Source organism: Neobacillus drentensis (assembly GCF_036965645.1).
GTDB lineage: Bacteria > Bacillota > Bacilli > Bacillales > Cytobacillaceae > Neobacillus > Neobacillus drentensis_D.
On the sequence record NZ_JBALPZ010000042.1, the window covers coordinates 20,406 to 40,990 of the forward strand.

General features: G+C 38.2%; 19 protein-coding genes. 8 read left to right on the top strand and 11 right to left on the bottom strand.

Annotation, left to right across the window (positions count from 1 at the left end; translation table 11 throughout):
• Nucleotides 1-298: 298 nt before the first annotated feature.
• A complete protein-coding gene (locus tag V7266_RS08225; protein WP_335467406.1) occupies nt 299-907 on the bottom strand; it encodes a LysE/ArgO family amino acid transporter in 609 nt (202 codons plus the stop codon).
• 91 nt (nt 908-998) lie between these two features.
• On the opposite strand from V7266_RS08225, the gene V7266_RS08230 reads away from it, so the two are divergent.
• Complete coding sequence (locus tag V7266_RS08230; protein WP_335467407.1) at nt 999-1,349, top strand: hypothetical protein; 351 nt, start codon at nt 999-1,001, stop codon at nt 1,347-1,349.
• Nucleotides 1,350-1,358: 9 nt separating this feature from the next.
• Here the strand turns inward: V7266_RS08230 and V7266_RS08235 are convergent, their stop codons facing one another.
• Together V7266_RS08235 and V7266_RS08240 are read right to left on the bottom strand one after the other, a co-directional pair.
• Nucleotides 1,359-2,789, bottom strand: coding sequence for a PAS domain S-box protein (locus V7266_RS08235; protein WP_335467408.1), 1,431 nt, complete (start codon nt 2,787-2,789; stop codon nt 1,359-1,361).
• Between the two features lie 179 nt (nt 2,790-2,968).
• Nucleotides 2,969-3,718: a C40 family peptidase gene (locus V7266_RS08240; RefSeq protein WP_335467409.1), complete on the bottom strand. Its 750-nt coding sequence runs from the start codon at nt 3,716-3,718 to the stop codon at nt 2,969-2,971.
• Nucleotides 3,719-4,083: 365 nt separating this feature from the next.
• Here V7266_RS08240 and V7266_RS08245 point away from each other — a divergent pair, with 365 nt between their 5' ends.
• Nucleotides 4,084-5,265, top strand: coding sequence for a TIGR04053 family radical SAM/SPASM domain-containing protein (locus V7266_RS08245; RefSeq protein WP_335467410.1), 1,182 nt, complete (start codon nt 4,084-4,086; stop codon nt 5,263-5,265).
• A gap of 34 nt (nt 5,266-5,299) precedes the next feature.
• Here the strand turns inward: V7266_RS08245 and V7266_RS08250 are convergent, their stop codons facing one another.
• Genes V7266_RS08250 through V7266_RS08260 form a run of 3 tightly spaced genes read right to left on the bottom strand, consistent with a single transcriptional unit; the run spans nt 5,300 to nt 8,822 of the window.
• Nucleotides 5,300-6,400: a Ger(x)C family spore germination protein gene (locus V7266_RS08250; protein WP_335467411.1), complete on the bottom strand. Its 1,101-nt coding sequence runs from the start codon at nt 6,398-6,400 to the stop codon at nt 5,300-5,302.
• Nucleotides 6,397-7,494, bottom strand: coding sequence for a GerAB/ArcD/ProY family transporter (locus V7266_RS08255; protein WP_335467412.1), 1,098 nt, complete (start codon nt 7,492-7,494; stop codon nt 6,397-6,399). The genes V7266_RS08250 and V7266_RS08255 overlap by 4 nt, the downstream gene beginning before the upstream one ends.
• Nucleotides 7,494-8,822, bottom strand: a complete 1,329-nt coding sequence (locus V7266_RS08260; RefSeq protein WP_335467413.1) for a spore germination protein — start codon at nt 8,820-8,822, stop codon at nt 7,494-7,496. Before V7266_RS08260 ends, V7266_RS08255 begins: the two co-directional genes overlap by 1 nt.
• 146 nt (nt 8,823-8,968) lie before the next feature.
• On the opposite strand from V7266_RS08260, the gene V7266_RS08265 reads away from it, so the two are divergent.
• From V7266_RS08265 to V7266_RS08285, 5 genes are all read left to right on the top strand, one after another.
• Nucleotides 8,969-10,402, top strand: coding sequence for a hypothetical protein (locus V7266_RS08265; RefSeq protein WP_335467414.1), 1,434 nt, complete (start codon nt 8,969-8,971; stop codon nt 10,400-10,402).
• A 77-nt stretch (nt 10,403-10,479) separates the two neighbouring features.
• Nucleotides 10,480-11,430: a magnesium/cobalt transporter CorA gene (gene corA / locus V7266_RS08270; protein WP_335467415.1), complete on the top strand. Its 951-nt coding sequence runs from the start codon at nt 10,480-10,482 to the stop codon at nt 11,428-11,430.
• Nucleotides 11,431-11,566: 136 nt separating this feature from the next.
• The gene (locus tag V7266_RS08275) at nt 11,567-12,589 is read left to right on the top strand and encodes a M42 family metallopeptidase (protein ID WP_420491352.1); all 1,023 of its coding nucleotides are present in this window, start codon (nt 11,567-11,569) and stop codon (nt 12,587-12,589) included.
• 145 nt (nt 12,590-12,734) lie between these two features.
• A complete protein-coding gene (locus tag V7266_RS08280; RefSeq protein WP_335467417.1) occupies nt 12,735-13,319 on the top strand; it encodes a hypothetical protein in 585 nt (194 codons plus the stop codon).
• An 81-nt stretch (nt 13,320-13,400) separates the two neighbouring features.
• Nucleotides 13,401-13,616, top strand: a complete 216-nt coding sequence (locus tag V7266_RS08285; RefSeq protein ID WP_335467418.1) for a twin-arginine translocase TatA/TatE family subunit — start codon at nt 13,401-13,403, stop codon at nt 13,614-13,616.
• A gap of 304 nt (nt 13,617-13,920) precedes the next feature.
• On the opposite strand, the gene V7266_RS08290 is transcribed toward V7266_RS08285, so the two are convergent.
• Nucleotides 13,921-14,466, bottom strand: coding sequence for a hypothetical protein (locus V7266_RS08290; protein WP_335467419.1), 546 nt, complete (start codon nt 14,464-14,466; stop codon nt 13,921-13,923).
• 272 nt (nt 14,467-14,738) lie between these two features.
• Here V7266_RS08290 and V7266_RS08295 point away from each other — a divergent pair, with 272 nt between their 5' ends.
• A complete protein-coding gene (locus V7266_RS08295) occupies nt 14,739-15,971 on the top strand; it encodes an NAD(P)/FAD-dependent oxidoreductase (RefSeq protein ID WP_335467420.1) in 1,233 nt (410 codons plus the stop codon).
• A 267-nt stretch (nt 15,972-16,238) separates the two neighbouring features.
• Here the strand turns inward: V7266_RS08295 and V7266_RS08300 are convergent, their stop codons facing one another.
• From V7266_RS08300 to hmpA, 4 genes are all read right to left on the bottom strand, one after another.
• Nucleotides 16,239-17,219, bottom strand: coding sequence for an ABC transporter permease (locus V7266_RS08300; RefSeq protein ID WP_335467421.1), 981 nt, complete (start codon nt 17,217-17,219; stop codon nt 16,239-16,241).
• Nucleotides 17,212-18,126 (bottom strand): ABC transporter ATP-binding protein, encoded by a 915-nt coding sequence (locus tag V7266_RS08305; RefSeq protein ID WP_335467422.1) that lies wholly within the window; start codon nt 18,124-18,126, stop codon nt 17,212-17,214. The genes V7266_RS08300 and V7266_RS08305 overlap by 8 nt, the downstream gene beginning before the upstream one ends.
• Nucleotides 18,127-18,138: 12 nt before the next feature.
• A complete protein-coding gene (locus V7266_RS08310; RefSeq protein ID WP_335467423.1) occupies nt 18,139-18,915 on the bottom strand; it encodes an SGNH/GDSL hydrolase family protein in 777 nt (258 codons plus the stop codon).
• Nucleotides 18,916-19,363: 448 nt separating this feature from the next.
• Nucleotides 19,364-20,578: an NO-inducible flavohemoprotein gene (hmpA, locus tag V7266_RS08315; RefSeq protein ID WP_335467424.1), complete on the bottom strand. Its 1,215-nt coding sequence runs from the start codon at nt 20,576-20,578 to the stop codon at nt 19,364-19,366.
• Between the last annotated feature and the right edge of the window lie 7 nt (nt 20,579-20,585).

Genomic DNA, 20,585 nt, shown 5'->3' on the forward strand with positions numbered 1-20,585 from the left:
CTATTCTTAGAATGAAATCTTTATTTATTAATGACGGAAAAATTGTGAAGTTGGCCCCTTACATAATCTATAAAAAACCTTCTTAAACTATTAATTAATCCTTCATAGTTTGTTCATATCTATCTATTAAGATAAAAACAGGTTCTCGTTAAGAACCTTTTAACCTCCGCCCCCCTTAATATAGATTAGGTTTAAACCTGCCCGGCATTTGCCGGGTTATTTTTTTTCCAAAGAAAAAGCGTACACAAATGTGCACGCTTTTGACATCTAGCCACAGTGTTTGATAACCAACGGTCGATTATTTTAGTGAAAAAATAAGAAATATAGCTGTCCCCCACATAATGATTGCTGACACCTTGTTTAATAACAGAATGAATTTTCCTGATTGGTCAAGTGTACCAATCAATTTGCCGGCTACAGCCAAACTAAAAAACCAAATCCACGATACCAGAATACAAGAAATCATAAAGATTAATTTCAAGGTACCGGAATAGGTTAACGAAGTGGTTCCAATCACACCAATTGTATCCATGATGGCATGTGGATTTAATAACGACACGGATGCTGCAAATGCAATTTGCTTTCTAGGTGTAAACGAAACGGCTGAAGCTTCTTTTTGACCTGGCTTGCTTCGCCAAGTTGCATAACCCATATAAAGTAAAAAAACAACCCCGGCCACAAGAAGTGAGGACTTTATCCAAGTTACTCCCAATACAACTGCAGAAACACCAAAAACAGCTAATGAAATCAGCAGAGTATCACATATTGATGCTGTCAACACCACCGGAAGTACTCGCACCCATCCTTTTTGAATTGCTCCTTGATTAAAAACAAATACATTTTGGACGCCTAAGGGCAGTATGAGCCCTAACGCCAGTAAAAATCCATGAATCGCTGCACTTATCATGATGATCTCCTCTATCATTTTTCACTCTTTATGTATACATGTACCATTCTCTGTCCATAACATTACCAATTGGGGTGAGAGGATGGTAAAGATGAACGGATTATATTTTATTAATGAGCGCATTAGTATTGGCGGACGAACAAGGGAAGAAAGTATAACACTACAAGAACAATCCATTAAAAAATATCTGGCAGAACAAAATATTCAAGTGATTACTCTAAATCCTTATCAGTTAAAGGAGCATTACACCGTCCCCCATGCCTTACTTTACGATCTACGCCAAGAGAATACCTTGTTTGATTGTTTGATTTATTACTCTATGCAAGCAGTGGAAGATTTTATTTTTACTTATCCAGCAAAATGGCTTATTTTAAAAAGCTATTTTAATGAAGTCATCATGATTGATCAACTAAATGATTGGAATCAACCGTATGCGATTTAATAATATGCATTAGTTGCTTTTATCCATCTTATAGGGAAGCCAAATGGTCACAGTTGTCCCACTGCCTTCCTCACTTTCAATATGGATCCTTCCTTGATGAGCCTCTATAATCCTATAGCAGGTCATTAATCCAAGTCCTGTTCCTCTTTCCTTGGTTGAGTAGAACGGCTCGCCAAGCTTTGATAACCGATCCTTAGGGATGCCACACCCGTTGTCTTCAAATTTCACTGTCACACCCGTATTGTCAGACATGACGCTTATTTGAACTTGTCCCTCTTTCGAAAGTGACTCGAGGGCATTTTCGAGGATATTAAGAAACACCTCCGTTAACGAATGGGAATCACCCATGATCGAAAGGATAGGCTGGTAAACCTCTAAATATAACCCTTTTTGTTCCAGTTTGGCTTCCGACTGTACTTGTTTTACAATCTGTTTAACTAATTGGTCAACTAAAACGGTTCCTAATTTTTTTGTATGTGGTTTAGCCATTGTTAAAAATTCAGAAATAATCGTCTCCACTCGCTGTAATTCATCCAAAACAATTTTCAAATAAACCGGATTCATTTCTTTTTCCCCATCTAAAAGCTGCATAAAGCCCTTGATTGGTGTTAATGGATTACGAATTTCATGAGCCACAGCGGCGGCCATCTGTCCAACCACTGCTAATTTTTCAGATTTTCGGAGACGATCCTGCGTTTCCATTCGCTGCTCAATATCCCGTGATACCGTGACAATCTCCTTAACTTCTTCTGTATTTGAACACACAAGTGCCTTGACCGTTGATTCAATCCATACAAAAGAACCGTCCTTCTTGCGGCAACGGTAGGTAATAAGTTTCGTATTTTCAATATGGTCAAAAATTTGCTGTTTTTTTAATTCGATTAGGTCGTCAGGATGGATCAATTCTAGAGGACTCTTTCCAATCATTTCTTCGGGTTGATATCCCAGTACGGTATTAACTGAAGGAGAAATATAAAGGCAGGAAAAATCAACTTTATGTAACATGATGATATCAGATGAATTCTCGGCAAGGAGACGGTATTTCTTCTCTCTATATTTTAGCGTGTTCTCCATCTGTTTTTTCTCCGTGATGTCGAGCACTTGACCTAGCAAAAACTCCTCACCCGTCAATTGTTCATGGATTCTTGATACTGTCAGCACACCTGTTTTAATTTCACCTGATTTATGGATATACCTCTTTTCAAGTTGATATTCATCCCTTTGGTGATTTAATAACTCTCCAAATAATTGTGTGTCAACGGCCATATCATCAGGGTGAGATATCTCTTCCATAGACAATTTTTCCAGCTCAGCGGGCGAATATCCAACAAAGTCGCAAAAAGCTGGATTAAATTGGACCATCGTTAAATCTATTGAACTTATTAATTGCGGCATTCGGGATTGATAAAAAACCGCTCGAAAGAGTGTTAAATTAAACATCTAAACATCCAACCATTCCATTCCATTTTTTCAATATTTGAGGTCACCTGCCATTTAGAAAAAAAAGACACTTTATAAGTATATAGCGAATTGGCCAAATCATAAAGTCCTAATTTTGTAATTTTTAGAAAAATAAAAAGGATGCCACCGGTTTTACCGTAAAACATCCTTTTTTACTATTAATATATAGCCGTTCTAGCGCCTAGATATCTTGGTTTCCAATAACTGTTTGTCATATCTGCAATCGAAACGCCTGATGATCCCGCTTGAATAAATTTGTTATTTCCTAAATAAATACCAACATGTGTTGGCCCTGGGGCATAAGTTTCAAAGAATACGAGATCTCCCGGATTTGGGGTACTTACGGGTTTTAATCCTGACCACTGTGTTGCTGCGGTTCTTGGAATGGTGATACCTGCCTTAGCAAATACGTAGCTCGTATAGCCGCTGCAGTCAAATCCTGCAGGCGTGCTTCCTCCCCATAGGTATGGAGTGCCGATATATTTATTTGCCTCATTAATGACTATTTGCGCCTTTGAAACTGTGGTTTCAGGAGCAGTGGAAACCTTCAGTACTTGTCCCACTTTTATCGTATCTGTTGTTAAGTTATTCAATGATTTCAGCTCTGCAACCGTCATGTTAAAACGAATGCTAATTTTCCATAGCGTGTCCCCGCTTTGAACTGTATAGGTGGTATCATGGCTGTGTGGTGCCAATAATGATAGAGTTTGATTTACATAGAGGGTATCACTGGTCAGGTTGTTCCAAGCCTTTAAATCAGCTATGGAGATACTGTTAGCTTGTGAGATTTTCCAGAGGGTATCACCTGCTTTGACTGTGTAAATATTTTCATGTGCACTTGCAGTTCCACTAAAGGATGCAAACAAGATTCCCACAGTCGCCACAGCTGCTGCTAGTTGTTTTTTCATAGAGGGCTGCTCTCCTTCATATCGTTCTTTGATAATCCTATCTTAATAGAGAGCTTTATATGGTTAAAATACCAAAGATATGGTTTTCAATTAAGAAATCTCCAAGTTTGGAAAAAAAATCATTATTTGTTACAACTACTCGTATAGGAAAATCCTTATCTATAGAGGCTTATTCTCTTCCTTAGATGAAATTCAGTCTATTTCATTCATAAAATTGTAACATTGTTGTAACAATTCGATTGCCCAGGAATGAATGTAGAAATATTGTAACAAACCCTTCCGCCAAAGCTGAATGGCTTATCTATAATAAAACTATAGAAACACTTCATATGGTAAGAAAATAATAATGAATTCTGGTGATAAAAATGCAAGGTATTAGTAAAGGACATCCACACTCAATGGGACATTCACATGGAGCAGGTAAGAAAATAGATTATGACGTAAACCCTTTTATCGTCATTTGGGAAGTAACCAGAGCATGCCAGCTTAAATGTGTTCATTGCCGGGCAGACGCACAGCTTACTCCTGACCCAAGGGAATTATCACATGAAGAAGGAATAAATCTTATTGATCAAATCTATGAAATGGATAATCCAATGCTCGTTTTTACCGGCGGGGATTGTATGATGAGGGAAGATTTATATGAACTTGCTGATTATGCCATAAAAAAAGGAATGCGTGTCTCGATGACGCCAAGCGCCACCGCTAATGTTACTAAGGAAAAAATGAAGCTATTTAAAGAAGTTGGGCTTTCTCGCTGGGGATTTAGCTTAGATGGACCGACTCCAGCAATCCATGACCACTTTCGGGGAACTCCAGGGTCATTTGATTTAACTGTTGAAAAAATAAAATACTTAAATGAGCTTGATATGCCGTTACAAATTAACACGGTGATTTCTCGTTATAATTATGACTCACTTGAGGAAATGTCAAAATTAGTCGCCGAGCTAGGTGCAGTGATGTGGTATATCTTCCTCCTTGTTCCAACAGGAAGAGGACAAATGGATGCCTGTATCTCACCTGCCGAACATGAAAAGGTATTCAGATGGCTTTATGAATTAAGTAAAACGGCACCCTATGATATTAAAACAACGGCTGCCCAGCACTACCGCCGCGTTGTTCTTCAGCAGAAAACCCGTGATCACTTAATCGAAAAAGGCGAAATCCACTATGAAGATTCAATTACAACAGATTTTGCCTCTATGCACGATGGCTTAAAACGTGCTCCAAAAGGAGTGAACGATGGGAATGGCTTTGCCTTTGTTTCTCATATTGGCGATGTGATGCCAAGCGGCTTACTCCCAATTGTCGGCGGGAATATCCGTGAAATTCCGCTTGCGGAAATTTATCGTGAAGCAAAAGTATTTAAAGAGCTCCGGCAGCCTGATCACTATAAAGGTAAATGCGGTGTGTGTGAATATAATAAAATTTGCGGCGGCTCCCGTTCACGGACCTATGCGGTAACCGGTGATTATCTAGAAAGCGAGCCATTCTGCGTCTATATTCCACAGGCAATGCGCAGTAAAGAAACTGCCCCAACTGTATAATTTAATTAAAGGCATTCCTAATCGAATGCCTTTTCTATTCAATTAATCCCGTATCCTCAATTTGCACTTTTGATTCAACCTTAAATACAACGTTTGAATACATGCTTTTCCATTGCTCCCAATCATCCTCATTAAAATGCCGTGAACGATAGCGCAAACCGAATCCGATTGGATCAAGGTTTGACTTTTGAAACTTGACTAGTAGTTTTTCAATCCGCTTGTTTATCGATTTTTCTGCTGCAGCCTCATAGGTGGATAGTTTTGCAATCGGCACCCGTTTAGAAGCTTCTTCCAAATTACCTTCCATCAATACATTTACCTTTACAAAGGGTGTCCTGCCCTGAGGTGTGAATAGTTTATAATTTGTTTTTACTTTATTTGTATTGATGACAATGGTTGTGTCTCCCTTCTCGACTCGAATGGCACTCTTTTCTTCACGATTCCTAAGGAAGTTCAACATTTTGGTTTCTTCTGGCTCAAGGGACAGTTTCAAAGTACTTTTATTAAATAGCCCAACACGATTTATTTCAAATAAATCATTCTTTGCCTTCACAATCGGCATGATGGGATCTATTCCTCTTTCAATTAACCTGTACTTGAAATCAAATAAAAATTCCGAGGTTATGTAAGGAGTCTCTGACCCCTCCTTCCCTAAAGCTAGAAATAGGGCATCGGAAGGGATATGTTCTGATTTTGGTTTTACTTTTAAAACAGCCAATGCAGTGGGCTCAGCAATATTCACCCAGGCAATTTTTTGTATGTCCCTGCGCCGTGAAAACCAGTAATACATGCCTGCATTTCCTTTTCTTCCCACAATATCATCACTGAATAGTAACACTTTGGCATGGCTGAAATCAATTTCCTTATCCACTTTTGTTTTGATAATTCTTACGGCTTCGGACAAAGAATTAGCCTCTTGCGAAACAATTTGATATTCACTTGGACTCTCCTTGGAAGCACCGGGTACGGCAAACTTTAAGCTTACTAAATATTTTTTCGAACTATCCTTTGCTGCATCCACACCAATACTAACAACAAAAAATCGCTTATCAATGTCTTTGAACCCACAACCATTTAAAACAAAGCATGTCAACAGTAAAAGGAGCGCGCATCTCCATTTGATTTGGGTTTTCACGCTATTCTCCTCCTAGCCCAAATAAAGAAACCGATTACAACCAGAATTTCGAATACTAGTCGAATGATTAACCAATAAACAGCTAGTTTCATTAAAAGGATCGAATTTAAATAATTGATTCCCCATATCGAGATTCCCGTGAAAACACTGAGAATCACCCAACTTTTTCTCCTGCTGATCTGTTTTTTAAGCGTTCCCTTTATTAATTCAAGAGCTACATGCCAATGAATTGAAATACTTATTAGTGAAATGCTCATATAAAACATAATAAATAAGAAGATAACCCGTTCAATCGGACTGTAGACTAATCTTAGCGAATCCGCAGTGCTGACCCATGGATAAAGATATTCTTGGACCCCGTCTGAACCGTGAAAACCAATCGGAATAAAGAAGGTGGTAAAAGCGTTTATTATTCCTAAGAAAATGATAATTATAAAATTCCAGACTTTAAGTTTTCCCTTTATAACTCGATTAAATATTATTAAATTTCCATAACCCGAAAAACAATAAGTGGCTGCCGCAAATGCCTTTAAACTTGGCCATTTAAAAATATGGGTACCTACTTCGAGAATGGAGTCCCAGTTAAGAAATTCATTTGTATATGCCTTAAAAATAATAAACAAAATCAGTGGTGTGTTAATAAACAGAATGATCTCCAATAAATACATAACCCTTTCAGTGGGCATTTGAATGATTAAAAAAATTGCTGCTAAATAAATGAGGAGCAGCAAGAATTTAGGCATTTCAGGATTGACAAAACGGGATAAGATATCAATAAAGCCCACAAGAGTAAGGAGTCCAGCTGAAAACCATATTAGTTGAATACTTCCTAGATGGAGTGTCTTCAGCCAGCGATGTTTTGCAGTTCCTAGAATTTCTGGCAGCCCTCGTTCCGAGAATTTGGTTATTGCCGTACTATAGCAGTAAGCCAGGCCGACACCTATCGGGATAGAGAGAATTGTGGCCATAACCGCCCCTTCATACCGATACATTATTAGAATCTTTGGTACAAAAATGATCACATTAATAAACATGTTTAAGAATACTAAATAAAGAAAATACCGATTCAGTTCCCTCCCCTCCTCTACTCTCACTACTCTTTATTTGGTTTACTCTGGACTAAGGTAAGAAACGGTGTTCCAAAACTATCTAGCTTAACCATGTAGGCTACAATCATCATAAACCCTACTACGACTCCGACTAACCCGAAAATCGTAGCAAATGCTAACACTACGTATTTCAAAATCCGTAGTGTAAAACTAAAAGCATTAATCGGGACTACAAAGTTTGAGATAGCCACAGCAGATGTGATGATAATCATAATATTACTGACCAGACCTGCCTCTGTTGCTGCCTGACCTAAAATCAAGCCGCCTACGGTAGTAGCAGTCGGTCCAATTGCCTTTGGCAGTCGGATACTGGCTTCTGTCAGCATCTCCATCATAATTAACATGATTGTTACCTCAATGAAGGAGGGATAGGGTACACCGGTGCGGCTGCCTGCAATACTTATGGCTAATTGAACTCTAAATAACTCCGGATTATAACTAGTAACTGCCACATACAATCCTGGAAGAATAAGACTAGTAAAAAAGCCGATATACCTTAATAGCTGGAGAAACTTTGTCACCCAAAAGGTCTGGTAAATGTCTTCCATTGATGACATAAAGTCCTTCAATACAGTTGGTAAAACAACGGCAAAAGGACTTCCACTAACTAGCAGAATAATTTTTCCGGCCGCTAAATTTACGACGACTCGATCGGGCCGTTCAGTGACCAGCATCACCGGAACAAGAGCTCGATTACTCTTTTTGATTAAATCAAGAAGCTGCTCCCCAGTTTCAAACATCTGAACATCGACTTGAGATAAAAAATCCTTAATTCTACTTAGTGTATCAGGGTCGGCAAGCTTTGAATCATGAACGATCATCACTTTTGTTTTTGAAAGTTTACCTACTGTTGTTGATTCAATCTGTAAACTAGGTTCAGGATAGCGCTGGCGGATTAACCCTAGATTGGTAGGCAAACTTTCGCTAAATCCAGATTGCGGGCCCTGAATGGTTGTTTCAACTGTAGTATCTAAAACAGAATTGTTTCGGTCAGCTTTCGTATCGAGGAGATATACTTCCTCCATGTAAAAAAGGATCGTCATCCCCCTAAGTAACTCTTCTTGTGCAGCTTCTTGACTATCAAACGGTTTTATTGCCGGGTGCGATTTGAGATAGTCTAAGAAATGAACAGGGTCCTCTATTTCATAGAATGGAATGATTAACTTTTGATGAAAAACTTTCTCATCACTTATCGTTTTAATATATAGTGCTTCGATTGTTTTTTTCTTTGTATGGAGTTTTTTTAGTAATACATCCTCTGAACTGGACAAGCTTTCCTTAAGACAATCTCTGATGGATTTACTTGACTTCATTTTTCTTCCTCTCCGGGCTTCTTTCTTCTAAATTTTCCTCTGGATTGCCATTTTATTCTAAAAATTGATATCCCATAGTCTTTGGTTAAGTTTGCTCGATATGGGGAAAGTTGTTTTTAGACTATTTAGGAAGGGATATCCAACAGATGCAGCCCATCAACTTGAAAGAAAAACACATTTCTACCGGTATTTTCCAATCCATCTTTCCTTTATCCTTAAAAGCTAGTGCCTCCCGTACAGTCATTGAATATTTGCAGGAGGTTAATTTTACCCTTTTTCAATTAGATAATCTGGACATGGAAAATGCTTTTTACGGAGGATTCCGTTTGAACCATAGCCATATCGCTCAATATTTTCTACCCTTAACAGCCAATATTCTTTTCCCTAATGCACAGCTTGACAAGGGGTTTCAACGATATTCTAAAAATATAAATGTTGAGGGCCGATTTATTAGGGAACAAGCTATTATTCCTTTCACAATTCATTCTATAGATATTATTGCATGCCCGTTCAGTGTCGCTTTTCTCTCAATACGCACGGAAATAAGAAATATTTCGTTCACACAAGCAATTGAATTTACCGACTTCCTAAGAAAAATTAAAGGGAAAACTCCCAATGTGGAGATTAGTTTTGACGGAAGTGCTTATCCATCCATCATCAGCTTCCTAGTTAATCGTTTTTGTCCAAAGCTGCCCAGCTTTTATAACAATGACGAAGTTCTATTTTTAGAAAGAGAAAATATGTTTGTTCATTCCTTACTGTCTACTAAAGACTCAGATCCTATAGAACTAGTGGACCTTTATCGATTTGGCAATCTATGCGGATATGATTCAACTGGAAAACCTTATGTAAATACCAATAACTTAGAATTTATTTCGAAAAGTCTTCATGAATGGACATATGATCGATTTGCACCAACTACAAATTATCTAATTCAACAAGATTGTCTTGTTGGTTTGACGACAACAGAAATAATGAGTGATGAATGTTCTAAAACCCAGCGTTTTTACGGTTTTTATTATTATGCTGTGCTGCTCAGCCTATTTCATAAAACGGTATTATTAAAAATTTCATATAGCTACTCTGTCATTCATATTGAGCAGGATAAACAAAAGATTGAAAGCTTGCTCTATCAAGTAAACTCCTTTATGTCGAATTACTTTTATACGTTCTACCCGATTACTTCTGAAGGTCAAGAGATATTTCAATTGATAAGGAAAGGTTTTGGTATTGAACAGCTGTATGCAAATACAAAAGAAATTCTATTTAGCTTGGTTAAGTACGAAGACAATAATGTAGCAAAAAAAGACAGTTTGTTATTATTGGTGTTAACTCTTTATACAGTGATTTGTGGAATTTTCAGTATGAATCTGTTCACCCATGACTTGCAAGGAAATATTAAGTGGGACCATTTTAAGTCCTATAACCCATTTGAATATTTTGCTGTATTTATTGTTTTTAGCGGCATGATTGTTGTGTTCACTCTTGCGATTCAAGGGCTGACTCAAGAAATTAATAACCGTAAAAATCGTAAAAAATGGGTCCGAAAAACGGTCTGGTCCTCAAAGCGGAAATTATAGGACCAATTAGTCTTTTCTTTTTTAGACATTTCTATATAGTAAAGATATAGATGTTTATAAGGAGATTAACTGATTTTATGATAAGAACGATTGCAGTCAATCAGCAAAACCAACTGATTCAAGATGTAGAAATTGAAAAATTAGTGAACGGGGATTATCGCTGGTACTGGGTTGATTTTCACCAGCCTACCGAAGAAGAGAGTAATTATTTGCGAACTCCCTTCTCTTTTCATCCTTTAGCAATTGAGGATTGTATGCATCACCTGCAGCGTCCCAAACTCGATTATTATGAAGGTTATACTTTTTTTGTCACCCAGACCTTAAATCCCGTACCAACAATGAAAGAGGAAGTTGACTTTTTCCTGGGTAAGGACTATATCATTACCTTTCACCATCAGCCTTGTTCGGAGATTGATGAAGTTTGGAAGCGGTTGGTACTTGATAAAAACAATGAGAAATGGGATGCATCCCATGTATTTTACTTTGTCTTGGATAAAATGGTCGATAATTATTTTCCACTTGTTTACCAAATTGAAGACATGTTAAATGAAATTGATGAAAATTCGAAAGGGAGATCAATGGAAGCTTTACTTGAGGATTTATTTGATACGAGGCACCGTCTTTTGTCGTTAAGGCATACCGTTTCGCCGATGCGGGATCTTTTATACAGGATTCTTAACTCCCAAAGGGAAACCTACATAAAAGGAAAGACCGAATACTTTTCAGACATTCATGACCATTTACTAAAATTGACTGAAATGATCGAAGCCAATCGGGAATTAACTACAGATATTCGCGACAGCTACATATCATTAAATTCCCATCAGACTAATCACGTGATGACGGTGTTAACGGTCATCACTACAATTTTCATGCCAATCACCTTTATAGCGGGCTTATACGGAATGAATTTCCGCTATATGCCGGAGTTAACCTGGAAATATGGTTACCCCCTTGTATTAATTATCATGGCCGTTATTACAATTGGGATGTCATTATGGTTTAAAAAGAAAGGCTGGTTCAAATAAAAAAGAGCGCAAGTTTTTTAAACACTTGCGCTCTTTTTTCATTAGAACCACTTCTTTAGACAAGATTAGGTATAATAAAAGAGAGCACAAACTGAAAGGGGTATTCAAATTGGTTCAAATACATTCCGAAGAAACAATGAAATTGATTGCTGATTTAGCAGCCATTCCAAGTCCATCTGGAAATACAAATGAGGTAGTTACATTTGTCGAGAATTTTCTAAAAGAACTACAGGTTCATACATATCGGAATCGAAAAGGGGGACTAATTGCCACAATCGATGGACAGGATAACAGTAAACATCGAATGCTGACTGCGCATGTGGATACCCTTGGAGCTATGGTGAAGGAAGTAAAAGCAAATGGAAGATTAAAAATTGACTTAATTGGCGGTTTTAGATACAACTCCATCGAGGGTGAATACTGTCAAATTGAAACTCAGAATGGTAAGAAATATACCGGAACCATTCTGATGCACCAAACTTCTGTCCATGTTTATAAAGATGCAGGCAAGCTTGAGCGGAATCAAGAGAATATCGAAATACGCATTGATGAAAAAGTACATTCGGCAGCTGAAGTACGGGCACTTGGAATTGAAGTCGGTGATTTCGTTTCGTTTGACCCACGCGTTGAAATTACACCTAGCGGCTATATCAAATCCCGCCATTTGGATGACAAGGCAAGTGTAGGAATTCTACTTCAATTGATTAAACAAATCAAAAGTGAAGGAATTACGCTGCCATATACGACTCATTTCTTAATATCTAACAATGAGGAAATTGGCTATGGCGGAAATTCCAATATTACTCCAGAAACAGTGGAATATTTAGCAGTTGACATGGGGGCGATGGGTGACGGCCAGTCAACAGATGAATATACGGTTTCTATTTGCGTAAAGGATTCTAGTGGTCCCTATCACTATGAATTGCGTAAACATTTGGTTCGTCTTGCTGAAGAAAATAAAATTGGCTACAAGCTCGACATCTATCCCTTCTATGGTTCCGATGCTTCTGCAGCCATTCGTTCAGGTCATGATATCGTCCATGGATTAATCGGCCCGGGAATTGATTCATCTCATGCTTTTGAACGAACACATGTTTCATCGATTGAAAATACAGCCAAGCTATTATATTTTTACGTCCAATCTAATCTAGTGATTTAATGCTGTGATCATAAAACATCGGTCGGAGAGCATTTGTCCGGCTGATGCATCCTACCATTCCTTTCATTAAAATCCTCTTAAAATTAAACATTTTTTATAATTGTCATTTATAATCAAAGTAAAGATGAATAAAGGTGTGATCTACATGAAACAAGGTTCCCTTTCGCAGAGAAAAACCGGCTACTTAGCGAAATTCATAGTAAATCCAAAAGAAAGAAGAAGAACCAATTTATTTTTAGTGATTATGTTAGGTCTAATTTTGGTTGAAGTATTGTTTGTTTATTTCAATCGACAACAGTTGATGACCCAAGATTTTCGTCAATACAAGGGTACGTTTAAGCAGTTTGGTTCCATTGCACAGATAGGTTTCTATGCTGCGCTGTCTATTTATCCGATTTTACTATTATTAAAAAATAAACAAATTAAAGGGATTAAATGGGGAACAATCGAGTTAAAAACTATCTTACAATTTGTTGGTAAATTGGTCCGTACTTGGCATGTTCCTATAGCATTACTATCGACAGGAATCGTTTTTCTCCATGTGTATATGGCCTTTTTGAGAGGATTTAAATTGGACTTCACCTATATTTCAGGAGTTGTAACAGTTCTTTTTCTTCTCCCATTAATGTTTATGGGTCTTTTGCGCTTTAAGAGAAATGATCGCAATTGGCATTTAAAGCTTGCCATCACTTTCTTGATTTTATTTTTTATCCATGCAAACTTCTCTTAATTATTCTTCACTAGTACTATAAGAGAAAAAACGTTATAATATCGTTGAATTTGTTATAACTCATCACTAGGAGATGAAGAAATGTTTTCTAATATTGGTGTACCTGGGTTAATCTTAATCCTAATTGTAGCTTTAGTGATCTTTGGACCAAACAAACTTCCTGAAATTGGACGAGCATTTGGTAAATCGATTCGCGAATTCAAAAAAGCAACGGAAGGAATTGCTGATGATATAAAAGAAGAAATTAAAGAGGATATTATTGAGGCAAAGAAAGACCCAATCAACTTAAAGAAATAAGAATATACATCAGGCATCCCCATTCATAAGGGGATGCCTATGTTGTTTACCTTTTTTTTGTCATGGCTTGGAATTGACCGATTAATTTTTTTCTAGAACTGGGATTGCGCAGCAAATATGCAGCACCTAAACCAATGGTTGTCATCATCAATGTCTTTCTTTTCATTTCCATCATCCTCCTCGGCATTGCCATCTTTCATTAATTTTTCCTTAGAGCGACAATATTAGTACTTATAAAAAAGAAAAGTTAATTCCAATTAGAAAATTCGAACACATTGATCCCATGACGCTCCTCAACGTTTTGTTACTTTGCCAGTTTTTCTTTCATTCGCTGATTATGCTGTTTGGTTTGTTCTAACAGCTGATTTAAAAGCATCGCTGCTTGTTTGCTGTCCTTTTTATCAACCGCTATTCTTAACTCATGGAAGGTTTTCCAGTGCCCCATTTCTTTCCCGCCATGTGCTTGTTTGATAAACTCCTCTTTTGAAATCTTACCTGATTCTAATTGCTTTTTAAGAGCTTCCATTTTAGCTATTTTCTCTTTTTTCCATTGCTCACGTTTAGCAGAGTTTTCCGGGCTCATCCATTGGCTTCGAAGATTTTTCTTCTCCTTAAGAACCTCTGTCCATTCTGCTTTTTTCTCAGGGGTATATTGATTTACCCATCCGAGAAGCTTTTGCTCTCTTTCCGCCATCATCGCCTGCCAATCTTTATGGCTCATACCGTGGTGTTTACCTTCTTTGCAATCACACGGTTTATTCTCATGATTTGCGGGGATCGTATCATTTGCCCATGCACCAGTAGGGAATACTAACAAGGCTATTGTAAAAGCTAATCCTCGTAACTTCATATAAACTCTCCTTCCAACTGTATTAATGATTTTCTTAAAGCATGGAAATATCATGCCCCATTTCTTAAAAAAAATTTACCAATTTGACATATTTTTGGGTAAATAACACTTGAGATATCAAAAAGATTAGCGTATGCTAAAATCATAAATCAATTGTGAAAAATTTCACAATAAGTAAAAAAGAGCATTGCTCTATTTTTTGAGTCTTATAATGTGAAAACTTTCACAAAAACATAAATAGATAAAAATATGGGTTTGGAGTGGGAAGTTAAATGAATAAGCCAAAAATTGTAATCTTAGGTGCCGGATATGGCGGAATCATTACAAGTAGAAGTCTTGAAAAACTATTAAAATCAGAAGAAGCAGATGTTACCCTGATTAATAAGCATGAATATCATTATATTACTACTCAGCTTCATAAAACAGTAGTAGGAACAGCAGCCGATCGGCAAATTGCAATGTCCATACCTGAATTAATTAATCCAAGTAAAACACGTTTCTTACAGGCAGCTGTATCATCTGTCGATATTCATAAACAGGAAGTGCACCTTGAAGGCGGCGACACAGTTCCATATGACTATCTATTAATTGCGCTGGGATTTGAAGTTGAAACATACGGAACACCTGGTATAAAGGAAAATGCTTTCCAGATAAGAAGTTTTAGAAGTTCAAAAGCTATTTATCATCAAATTATTAAACAGTTTAATTTATATAAACAAGATCAAGACCCTTCTCGCTTAACCTTTGTGGTTGCTGGCGGAGGTTTTACTGGAGTCGAATTGCTAGGAGAGTTTGCTGACGGACTGCCAAAACTATGTAAAGAACACAATATACCATTTGATAAAGTAAAAATTGTGGCGATTGAAGCTGCACCTTCTGTGATTCCCTTCTTCCCTAAGCAATCGATTGAGTACACAACTGAAGTCTTAGAAAAAATGAATATTGAATTAATAACAAACAGAAAGATCCTTCAATGTACACCTGAAAAGGTTGTTATAGAACCGAATTGCGAAATACGAACACGGACATTAATTTGGTCCTGCGGTGTAAAAGGAAATACGATTGTTCACAAATGGGGCTTGCCAATTGAAAGAGGAAAAATTGCGATTGATTCTTATCTTCGTGTTAAAAACATGAAGAACGTCTTTAGTCTTGGTGATTGTTCCCTATTGATGAAAGATGAAAAGAATGCACTGGCTCCAACTGCTCAGGTAGCCCTTCAGCAAGCACCCGTATGTGCGAAGAATATGATTGCAACTATTCGCGGAGAATCCTTAAAAGCATTCGAATACCATCATAAGGGATCAGTTGCTTCGATCGGACTTAAGGCAGGTGTTGGTAAGGTAGGAAGTGTCCGCTTATCCGGATTAATTGGAGCCTTTATGAAATTAGTGATAGAAGCCCGCTACCTCTTTAATCTAGGAGGCCCATCATTAATCATTAAGCAGCATTTTGGTGTTGATCGGGCACCGATGAAAACAGCAGCAAAAAGTAAAACTAATTAATATCCATCTTCAAAGGGCCGAGGATCACTCTTCCTCACTGCCATTAATTGATAAAACCTAATGTTCACACTAAAAAGCAATTCCAACTAGGAATAGCTTTTAAATTTAAGGCTTCAGTCGCTCGCTTTCCGCGGGCGTGCCGGGAAGCCTCCTCGGCGCTAAAGCGCCTGTGGGGTCTCCCCTGCCCCGTACTCCCGCAGGAGTCGAGCTTATCCGATCCAATCAACATTGTGTCAAAATCAACAGTAACCTTTAACTCAGCCAAATTTAATAAACATCTTTTTTTGTAAACACCACAAAGGAAACCACTAAAGCCAAGGCCCACCAAATCAATAAAACCATTAGGGAGAAGGAGAGATCCATTCCCGCAATGGGAGGAGCGGTTCCATTCATGTAATCCGTTAAACGTAAATTTACCATAAAAAAGTATTTAGCTGATTCCCATGAAGAGACCATATTACTTAGAATGGCACCAGAGATAAGTGCTGCGAGCATAACCCCCATCCCGGCGGCGGTACTCCGGATCAGAACTGACAGCATGAATGATAACGTACCGACGACAATGGCAACGAACCAAACTAATCCAAAATCCATCAATAGAAACTTCCAAAGGCTGATTAATTTTACATCAGTGGTGTTCAATCCAGTGTCAGTCACATTAAACCCCGTCAATATTGGCGCACTCCATCCTTTGTAACCAAAGACCAATCCAGAGAACACATACGAGAGGATTCCAGCTATGGCGATAATTAGCGAAACGGCTAAGCAAAGTGTGATATATTTGCTTAAAAGTACCTTCCACCTTTTAACCGGCCTCGTCAACAACAGCTTAATAGATCCAAGGCTATGTTCTGAGGAAACCAAATCACTCGCAATGACCATCACCATCAGCGGGATAAATAAATCAATGGAATTCTCTAAAAAGATGCGCATGAACGTTGGTGCACCTGGCTCTGATGGGTTAATATCATGATCCAAATAGTATTGCTGCTGCTGTAATGAGATTTGCAGCTGCTTTTTCCATTCATCTGAAATTCGGCTGCTGCTCAATCTGTTGGTCGTATCGACAATCTGCTGTTGTAGAATGGTACGCCAATCACTTGTTCCTAATTTTTTACGCTGTGTCTCGACTTGCTTATATTGAGCATATGTAAATAATAGGACTAAAACCCCGATAATCAATGCAATGACTACAAGCCTCTTCTTGGCGATCAGCTTCATCATTTCATTTTGGATTAATTTATTCAATTAAGTCACCCCCGGTTAGTTCGAGGAATAAATCTTCCAACACTGGCATTTTCCGATTAATTTCCTTAACGGAAACTCCTGCCGAAACAAGCTGTTTATTCCACTCCGGAATTTTTTGTTCGTCATATTCAGTAACAAATGTTCCATCGTCACATCCTTCAATCGCCGTTAATTCACCTAAAACCTGTTTCCCCTTTTCTAGGGGGAATAGCCGCCAGACGGCTCGTTCACGATTGGAGAGAAGTTTCTCTACTGTATCGATTCTTATAATTGTTCCTTTTGAAATTATCGCAACACGGTCGCACAATAATTGAATTTCGCTTAATAAATGACTCGAAACCAGAACACTTAATCCTTCCTGTTCTGCTAGAAAGCGGATAAATTGGCGCATCTCCCGAATCCCGGCTGGGTCTAACCCATTTGTCGGTTCATCAAGAATTAATACCTTAGGCCGGCCTAATAATGCTTGAGCAATCCCAAGACGCTGGCGCATTCCTAACGAATAAGTTTTCACTTTATCATGAATTCGATCTGTCAATCCGACAAGCTCTGTCACTTCTTTAATGCGCTCTTCCCCTATCCCGTCAAGCATGCGAGCAAAATGAAGCAAGTTGTTATAGCCTGATAAGTAAGGATATAATTCTGGGTTTTCTACAATGCATCCTAGGTTACTCATCGCCTTTTGAAATTGATCCGCTGCATTGTATCCGCAAATCTGGATGTTTCCCTCCGTCGGTTTGATGAGCCCGACCAGCATTCGGATAGTAGTCGTTTTTCCGGCGCCATTTGGTCCCAGAAACCCAAATACTTCCCCTTCTCGCAGCTCAAATGTCAATCCTTTAATGATTTCTCTTTTTCCGATGACCTTTTTTAAATTTTCTACAGCTAAGGTTATTTTTTTCTCCATTTATTCTTCTCCTTACCAGGTAAGCAGTGAGGCTACGCGTTCTGCAATTAAACGATACCCTTTTGAGTTTGGATGAAACTTGTCTGAATATAGATAATCATTCACCTTTAATTCAAACAGATCAAAGGTTGGAACAAAGACGATTTTCGGAAATGCGGCACTCACCTCAGCACTATCATAGTTCCAATGACGGACTACCTTTGACATCTCTTTTCCCTGATCTAATTCTATAAATGGATTGTATAATCCAATGAAAAACACATTGGCTGTTTGATTGTTCTTGCGGATTTGTTCTAAAATAAACTTTAAATTAGACAAATATTTTTTTTCGATTGAAGCTATATTAGCTGATGAATAATCAGTTAATCCTTGGCCGCCGCGAAACAAATCATTTCCACCAATCGTGACTAGCACTATATCAGCCTTTTGTATTTGCCTTCCGACTTCTGTTTGTTGAACCTGTTTACGCAGCTGGGCTGATGTTTGCCCATTGATACCTAAATTGGTGAGCTGAACCGGCTTTTTTGTTTTTTCTTTGATTTCATCGGTCAAGTCTCCTACGTACCCTTTTCCAGTCTCATCCCCGGTTCCCCTCGTTAACGAGTCACCTAAAGCGACTATTGTGAGACCTTTTTTGTTTTCCACTTGTTTGTTAACGGTATTTTTTACAGGGACCTTGTCTGGTTGTCCTGCATAATACTGCCCAACTGCCCAGCCAAGTCCAATCAACCAAAGGAGACAAAACAATACCCCAATGGCCGTGATGGAACGGATGGTATTCTTACCCATGCGTGACACCCTTTCTGGCCTTTTTCTTTTATTAAAACATAGTTGTGTACCGAATCAAACTTTTGGCATAGGCGGTTTAGATTAAAAAAACATTAAATTCATTTTTTGTTAACTTTTTAAGAAAAGCGTAAGGCGCCCGCTTATCGGCGACAAGCACAAGACGAGCCGGCCGAAAGGTTGTTCTTTAACCTTTTGGACGGATTGATCTAAATGTGGAGGCGACTGTTCTGGGACTCTAGGCTAAGACGCACCCTGTAAGAAGGCGTTCTTTGCCTTCTTCAGGGGGTGGATTAGACTTCGAGTCACAAGGAGCCGTAACTGGATAAGCTTGTGACCTCGAGCCGATGGCGCCTGGAGCTGGACAATTCTCGAAGTCAAAAACTTTTATACTTTCTTATCTCATAAAAAAATAGCCGATTTCCCATTTGGAAACCGGCTAATCTACTCTTTATTCTTCTAAATTTCCCATTGGGCCAAAGAACTCAAAGTGAATTCTGCTCTCTTTGACACCTAATTCTTTTAAAGAACGGTTGATGGCCTTCATAAAAGGAACTGGTCCACAGAAATAAAAGTCTGCTTCCTCCATCAATACATTTTCCTTTAGCCACTCACGAGTGACATAACCTTCAACATCAAACCTTTTGTTTAGACGGTCTTCTTCTGTAGGGGCATCATAGAACACAAATGAATTTACATGATCAAGATCAGATAATGCTTTAACCTCATCGCCTAGGGCATGAACATTGCTATTTGCTGCTGCATGGACAAACGTTACTTGGCGTCCTGGCTGAACTTCTACAACAGTCTTCAACATACTCATCATTGGTGTTAAGCCAACCCCGCCGCTTAATAACACAACTGGAGTGGTTTTTTTGGTATCTAAAATAAAATCACCTGCTGGTGCACTGACTCTAAGAATGTCTCCTTCGCTCACTTTGTCATGCAAGTAATTAGAGACCATTCCATCTGGGTTTGCTGTTCCCGCCTCTTTTTTCACACTTATACGGTAATAATCTTTACCAGGGGCATCAGAAAGACTATATTGACGAATGTGAGTAAACTTTTCTCCCTCTATTTCTAGTTTTATACTAATATACTGACCAGGGATGAAACCGGCGATTTCGCGATTATCTTCAGGTTTTAAATAGAAAGATGTAATAACGTCACTTTCGATTACTTTACGGTCTACAATAAAATTCCGGAAGCCGCTCCAGCCCCCTTGTTGATGGGTAGCTTCATCATACATTTCTGCTTCCACACTGATAAAGGCGTCAGCAATTAAATTGTAAGCTTGTGCCCAAGCGTCGATAATTTCGTCAGTTGCAGCATCACCCAAAACATCCTTTATAGCCATTAATAAATGTTTTCCGACAATTGGGTAGTGTTCAGGCTTGATGCCAAGACTTCTATGTTTATGCGCAATTTGTTTTACTACTGGAAGGATCGCTTCAAGGTTATCAATATACATAGCCGCAGCATATACCGTACCAGCAAGAGCTTTTTGCTGTCTTCCCTGTTTTTGATTGGCATGATTGAAGATATTTAATAATTCTGGGTGGTTTCCAAACATTAATTGATAAAAGCGAGTTGTTATGGTTTCTCCATGTTTTTCTAATACAGGTACTGTTGATTTGATAATATCGATTGTTTTTTGATCTAACACAATGAAA